Source organism: Sphingomonas sp. 1F27F7B, from assembly GCF_005503355.1.
Classification (GTDB): domain Bacteria; phylum Pseudomonadota; class Alphaproteobacteria; order Sphingomonadales; family Sphingomonadaceae; genus Sphingomonas.
This window is the reverse complement of the sequence record NZ_SCMK01000034.1, coordinates 35,170-41,965: the sequence shown is the minus strand read 5'-3', so window position 1 is coordinate 41,965 and position 6,796 is coordinate 35,170. Positions and strand designations below refer to the sequence as shown.

General features: G+C 64.5%; 4 protein-coding genes. All 4 read right to left on the bottom strand.

Annotation, left to right across the window (positions count from 1 at the left end):
* Positions 1 to 623 precede the first annotated feature (623 nt).
* From FFS08_RS21695 to FFS08_RS21680, 4 genes are read right to left on the bottom strand one after another with little or no spacing between them, the layout of a single operon-like run.
* Positions 624 to 2,528, bottom strand: coding sequence for a helix-turn-helix domain-containing protein (locus tag FFS08_RS21695; protein WP_137864575.1), 1,905 nt, complete (start codon positions 2,526 to 2,528; stop codon positions 624 to 626).
* Complete coding sequence (locus tag FFS08_RS21690) at positions 2,525 to 3,619, bottom strand: TniB family NTP-binding protein (protein WP_137864576.1); 1,095 nt, start codon at positions 3,617 to 3,619, stop codon at positions 2,525 to 2,527. Before FFS08_RS21690 ends, FFS08_RS21695 begins: the two co-directional genes overlap by 4 nt.
* Entirely contained in the window at positions 3,616 to 5,814 is a 2,199-nt protein-coding gene (locus tag FFS08_RS21685; RefSeq protein WP_137864577.1) for a TnsB C-terminal domain-containing protein, read from the bottom strand. The genes FFS08_RS21690 and FFS08_RS21685 overlap by 4 nt, the downstream gene beginning before the upstream one ends.
* Positions 5,811 to 6,662 carry a TnsA endonuclease N-terminal domain-containing protein gene (locus FFS08_RS21680; protein ID WP_137864578.1) on the bottom strand — a complete coding sequence of 284 codons (852 nt, stop codon included), beginning with the start codon at positions 6,660 to 6,662 and terminating at the stop codon, positions 5,811 to 5,813. The genes FFS08_RS21685 and FFS08_RS21680 overlap by 4 nt, the downstream gene beginning before the upstream one ends.
* Between the last annotated feature and the right edge of the window lie 134 nt (positions 6,663 to 6,796).

The window sequence follows — 6,796 nt, the reverse complement described above, 5'->3', positions numbered from 1 at the left end:
GCCGGCCAACGTGCCTGGGGGCATGCCCCCAGGCACGTTGCCATCCCATCAACCAACCATCATGAAGGAGCCGGACTCTACCTCTGAGTGGTAACAATCAGGGGCGCACGTCAATCGATCCTCCAGACGGTTGGCGGTATGGGTTCCCCAGGCCATTCAATCCGACGCCTGGGCAACACATCAACGATTGGCTTCTGGAAAATGGCTATCCGCAAAGCGAAATAGATTTGTGGGAAGGTAAGGGCGTGCCGTGTCACGTCTGGGAAGGCGATCTCCGCGACTGAGGCGGACCGCGCGATATCGAGCTGTTCGCCCAAAAACAGCACCAGCACCCGAACTCCCATCACCCTTAGGGTAAGATGGCTCAGATTGGTTGGAAAAGCGCAGGCTTATCGTGTCCTGACAGAAGCGTCACGGGAGGTGTGACGCCCACTCAACTCTGGACCAAGCGCAAAGAGGATATATCCATTCTGACCAGTTGGGCCAAGAGCGAATAACCGGTTATGCCTGGGCCAAAGCCGGATGATACCGCCTAAGTCTGGGCCGAACCGCATGAAGGGCGAACGCTCAGAAACGTGATATCGCGCGGTCAGACGTGAGATTCCGCAGCTTGCAGCGGGTGTTCAGATCGTCGCCAACCCTAACATGGTTCGAGCCGCAGAGCGAGGCACGAGGCCCTGCTCGTCGACGCTCAGGCCTGCCTTGCGCAGTTCGGCTGAGATCAGCCAGGTGCTCCCGCCGAGCTTTTCCCGTAGCTCGGTGATCGTGACCCACGTGGCGGCAACGGCGTCAACCTCGGACCGGCGGTATCGCATGCCAGAGTAAGAGTCCGATGAGGGCAAGCGGCCTGCGGCGGTCAGCGAGCGCAGGCGGTTGGGCGCGATCGCCAGTCGTTCGCGGGCGTCCTCGAAGCTGAGCCATTCGGACCGAATGCCGAGGCGGCTTTTAGCAGGAGGGAAAGCGCGAATCGTCCTGACGCCCTCGGGAGAGACCATGCAGCGCCGGAGGTTGAGGCTGCGTCCTTCATTCCGATGAATCGCCAGACGCCTTGCGAGGATGGCACTGATGATGGCCGGCCACGGCTTCTCGCCGGCCGGGCAACCCTGTAGTGCCGTGGCAAGCCTGATCGAGCCTTGTGGCGGCGCAGAGTTCTTCACGGCCTCTTCAAGCCGTTCGCGAAGTCGCTCGGCCGCCGAGGGGTCGAGGTGGTGCTCGGGCCAGAGCAGCTGGACGACTGGGTCGGCGTCAAGCGCGAGGTCTCCCTCGCTCATCAGCAGCTCGATAGCGTCCGTGCCGACGCCCAACATCCCTCCGAACGCCTGAGCGGGCACGCGGCTCGTGATCCGATGACGCAGGTCGGCGGCATCGGCGGGAAGAAAGAGCGCGATGTCCCTACCTCCTTCGGAGAACAGCGTGCGAGGCACGAGCGAGGACCGCTGGAGCGCGGCCATCCGCGAGTTCTTGAGTCCGGCCGCGCGAGCGAATTCAGTGGCTGTCAGTAGCCCGAGATGCCGACCGACGACGGAGGAGAAGGCGTTGGTCGAGATGCCTTCGAGCTGATCGGCGAGAAGGTCGGCTGGGCGCCCGATCGATGTCCGCCGACGCACGATGCCCTGGATAGTCTCGACCGTCCGTTGCAATCGGGCGTCTGTATCGTCGATCTGGGATCCTCGACGTAGCAGATCGGTGAGGCATCCCGGCCAAGCGGCAAGACGTTGCGCGCCGCAGGCGAGCATGGCGGCACGGTCGGGAGGTGCGCAGGTAGAAGGATCGCGTGCTGACGAGAGACCATCCGGCCGATCAAGGCATCCCAGAATCCAGGCGAGGTCGAACAGGTGTCCACGGTTCTCATGCCGCAGGCTGGCTGGAAGCCCGCTGAGGATCCGTGAGCGGGTCGCGGTGCAGGAGCTTAGGAGACCGGCGGCGAGCGCGATTCCCGGCCGCTGGTCGTCCGGGACGGATGTGGGAGAGGTCGCGGTGCCGCCCGGACATTCGGGATCGGAGCATCGTCCGAGGCGCTTGTGTCCGCTCCACGCCAGCGATGCGCCGCAGCCAGGCTCGGGGCAGTTCTCGAGCAGGAGCTCGCCGGTCTGAGTGCACGCGGCGAGCGTACGGATGTGCCAGACTTCCCGGTGATATGGCAGAGTGCGTATCGCCGTCGGTCCGACGCGCCTGACCGAGTGATCCACGTGGATCTTGCGCAGAAGGGCGCCGTGGAAGTCGATCGTGTTTTTTGCGTGCGCGTCACGGCAGGCGTCATGCCTGTGGCTTTCCACCCAGGCCGGTTGGACGGCTAGGAGGGTGGCCAGCGGCTCGAGGTCGCCGGCATGCCGGGCGATGCGGCCAAAGCCCTTCGGGCGTCCAAGGCCTGCGTCCGCCAGCAGAGCCGATGGATCGCGAAGGCCGTTGTGGTCGGCGGTGCGCCCGATGAAACCGGCCAGGCTCTCATCGCCATGTGGTTCGATCGGCCAGGTCACGTGCGGCAGGGCGCAAGGAGATCCTGCGAACACGGCGGCAAGCGTGTTCATGCAGCGTCCTTGAGGGCTTCCTGAAGGTCTGAGCGCAGGAAGGGGTTGCTGCGGCAGACCTTATTCACGATCGCCCAGCGTTCGACTGCCAGGCTGAGATCATAGGTCTCGACGAAGAGCGCGCCCCGGCTGGTCGCGATTAGGAGAGCCGCCCGCACGATGCGATAGGCCTGTCCGATCACGCCGTTCGAGGCGAGATGCAGACAGGTCACGACGTAGGGCGAGTCCAGCGAACTCGGCAGCTTCGTCAGGTTCCTGGCGACCATCTGCGCGTCGAGCAGCTCGAGGAATTTCGTCAGCAGGGCGACGTCGGCATCGCTTGCCGGATCGAGCGGCGTAAGCTCTACCGGATCTCCGCAGCGTCCAGCCAGCTGGAGGTTTTCAGCGAACATGGACTTCGCCTCCTCCACGCCGACGAAGACGACCGGGCAGATGCGGTCGTCGAGGAAGGTCTTTAGCTGGTCGGTGACCTCGAGGTTGTCGGTGGACCGGTTGCGGAGGTGCTGGACCTCGTCGATGACGATCACCTCGACGCCGGCGCGTTCGATGCAGTTGCGGACCTGCTCGATGAGTTCGTCCTCGTCGCGCTTGCGGGCATACCGGTCGCCGAACTTGGCGAGGATCGCCCGCAGCAGCTTCAGGACGGTGACCTTCTTGCGGAGACGGAGGTAGAGAAGCGGCATGCGACCGTCCGCGTATGCGTCGCTGCGGATGAGATGGGCGACGTATTCCTCGATGCCGGTCGTCTTGCCCGAGCCGGTGGGGCCGGTGACGAGGAGACCCCGCATGGGCTGGCCGGTTCCACGGACCTTGATGCCGTGAAGGCGGATGCGGTCGATCGCGAGCTGCATGTGCTTGTGGCGGGGGTAGTTCAGATAGATCGCGTCGAAGGCGGCCTCGACATCGGTGAGGACGTCGTTCATCGCGAGGCTGTTCTCCTCGTCGGCGCGACCGGTCGTAAGGTCCGGCATGACGACGGCCTCATCGGACCCAGGCAGTTCCCTGGGATGCAAGGAATCGGTGTCTAGGAGGGCCTTCGTGAGTGCCTGCTCGGCAGGCAGCTGAAAAGGGCCGGCGTTGCGCTTGGTCACAGTCCGCTCCAATCCTGATCCGGGCGGGCGCCGTGGCCGGCCGCACGGGTGAAGTTGACGGGTTCCCCAGTGGTCGGCGCGGTCAGCTTCTTGGCCGGGGTGTGCACCGCACGCTTCGGCTTGCCCGAGGCTTTGCGGGCGCGAGGACCCTTGGGTTTGACGCCGCCGTCGCTGCGCGTCGCGACGGCGGTCTCGTGCCCGATCACGGGAGCCATGCCGCTGTAGCTGCTGGGAACATGCGCGACGACGATGCTGCCGCTGGTATCGGCTCCGGCACCACCCTCGACCAGCGCCGCGAAGCGGTTGCGATGCTTCTGCGCCACGTGCGGAGCGGCCTCGCGGATCACGTGGTTCAGGGTAGCGCGGGCGAGCTTCCGCTCCTCCGGCGTGTTGAACGCGAGGTTCTGATGCTCGGCCCACTGCTCGAGGACGTCGAAGTGCTTCTTGCTCAGCCCGTGCAGGAACTCTTCCTTGCAGACGAGGGTGACGTAGTCGCGCAGTGTGGGATCGTAGACGTGGATCTCGGTCAGGTTGGCCGGATTGTATTTGACCTTGAAGCGCAGGCGGACAGACGCCTTTTTGCCCCGCCGGCGTCGCCCCTTTGGATCGTCAGGCGCGTTTCGGGCGATGATCGCCGCGAGGTTCTCAGGGTGTCCATACCATAGCCGGTTGAACATCTTGATGCCGGCGGTGGTGAGGGTCTTCTCCTCGACCATGCCCATGATCTGATCGATCTGGCGGTCGTTGTGGATGACGGGGATCGTCTCCCACTTGCGAAGCTCCTTCTCCCAGAGACGGGCGGGCTGAGCGTTTACGCCCGAATGCACCTCGACGTGATAGAAGGCGATGGCCTCGTCGAGGAGCGCGCGGAGGTCCGAGGCCGCCACGACGCGGTCCTTCGCGGGATCGTAGCCAAGGTCCTTCATCACCGCCGGATCGAAGACCGTGGCCGGCAGCTTCCGGGCCAGATAGGAGATCAGCGTTCCCCACCAGCGTTCGAGCCGTGCCTTGTCTTTCGGCATGCCGGCGCGCGACCAGTCGATGTGGCAGCCGAGATCCTGGAGCGAGTCCTGGCCTGAGGTGCCGGTGAACTCCCAGGCGTTATCCGGAAGGATCGTGTCGTAGCGCCCATAGATAGAAGCGAGAAGGTCGCGCTTGCTGGCGCCAACCTGGGTGGGCCTCAGCTTCGGCCGGTTGGCATGCTTGATGGCGTCGAGCATGTTGAAGAGCGACGGCGGGGTGAAGTGGAGGACGGCCGACACGCATCCGGTGTAGACGTCGAATACGGCGGTGATCGTGGGCCGACCGGCCGGAAGCAGCTCGTCGCCGATCTCCTCGAGCCCCACCCAGGCGTCGAAGGTGTGATGATCGATGATGCCGATCTCGAGGAAGCGCGTGGCGCGGACGCCCTGCCCGTCAGGTTTGTAGAGCTCGTCGGCCTTGGCCTTGCCGAACTTCGTCGAATACGTGTCGTAGTCCTGGATCTCGCAGATCCGCACGCGCAGCCATTCGATGCCGCAGGGTGCGACGGGCGTTAGGCCCTCCTTCGCGCGGTCGGCGTTGTAGCCGTTCACCCAGGCGACGTGCTCGGCATGAGCGTCCTCGAGGCTGTGCTCGCGGTCGGTCCAATACCAGATGGCGGCGTCGTTGCGCAGCTTCCTGACCTCGGGATCCAGCCGCTTTATGCGCAGCCCTGCGCCTGGCTTTGGGGCGCAGTTCTCGAGTGTGCGGTTGCCGATGCCGCCCCGCGTCTTCATCCATTTGCGCACGGTGGAGCCGGGAGGCGGACTTCCGTATTCCGCAACGACTTCGGGTGTGAATATCTGGACGAGGTGCCGGTTGATCGCGCCGTTGGATTCCGGGCAGGCCCGCTGGTCCAACTGGACGAGGACGAACTGGACTCGGCGCGCCTCGTCTAGGCGTCGACCCTCTAGGCCCGTCGGGTCGTCCTCCGGCCTCGGGCGATCACCGATGACCGTGACCTTGCTTCCCGCGATGACGAGACGGCCCTCGCTCCATTCGGTCAGGAACCAGAACTTCGTCGGAGGGGTGCCGTCGTCGAGGACGAAGGGCCGGTCCGAACGAATGCGCGTCATCGACAGGGTGCCATCGTCCCACTCCCGCTCCAAGCGCAGCATGAGACCTTCGTGGTCCAGGATGGCCGACCGGTCGAAGCGAGGAAGAGCGAGCTTCAAGCGGCATGCTCCCGCGCAGGCGTCGCGGTCGGAGCGGCCAGGACCGCCACGGTGGCGTCAGAGATCATCTCGCCGAGCGGGAGCTGCAGGACGCCACGGCACATGAGGCCGCGCACCATGTCGACCGCACCCGGCATTCCGCCGAGGACGTCCCTGATCTGGCCGATGGACATCCGGTTCCGGTTCGTCCGCATGGCGCGTTCGACGAGGAGGGTCTGCACGTCGTCGATCGCGACGAACCGCTGCATCTGGATCTGGACGACGTTGTCGCGGAAGCGCTTCGTCGGCGCCATGTCCGCATCGGTCCAGACTTCGAAGCGCCAGCCCAGATCCGCGCACACGTCCTGCACGGTATCGATCTTGGCGCGATAGTCGGCATCGGCCTGCCAGCGGGCGTCCTTTTTCACCTCGACGACGAGGATGTCGCCGTCCCGAGTGAGGGCGACGATGTCGGGGAAGTAACTGCGGGCCGCACCGCCGGACAGCAGATCGAAGCGGATGTGCTGGGAGCGGAAGTCGAGGATTCCAGGATCGATCTCGCAGGTCATAAGGGCCAGCTTCTCGCCGCCGATGCGGCCATGGCCACGGCTCTGATGCGGAAGCATTCGGCCGGCCTTGCGCGAATTGTAGCGGCCGACGGAAAGCCTGGAGCGAGGAGCGATCTGACGCACCGGGTCGCCGTTCGGCGTCCATGCGATGCGCACGCTGCGCTGCAGGTCCGACCAATGCGGTTCTTTGTCCGTCGTTTCTGCAGTCTCGAGGTCGAGGGAGCTGAAGAGCCGCAATCGGATTTCCGACCCGGCGATGGTCTCGGTGCGAACGCTATCTTTGCCGATCGCCAAAGGCATGGTGTGATCCCCGTGCACCGCGCGACACCGCCAATACCCAGTCGCATTTTAATTCGAAAGTCGCATATAAGATTGAAAATGCGCGGCGGCAACGCGATATTCGCATTTTAATCTGACAATCGTGGAATAGATGG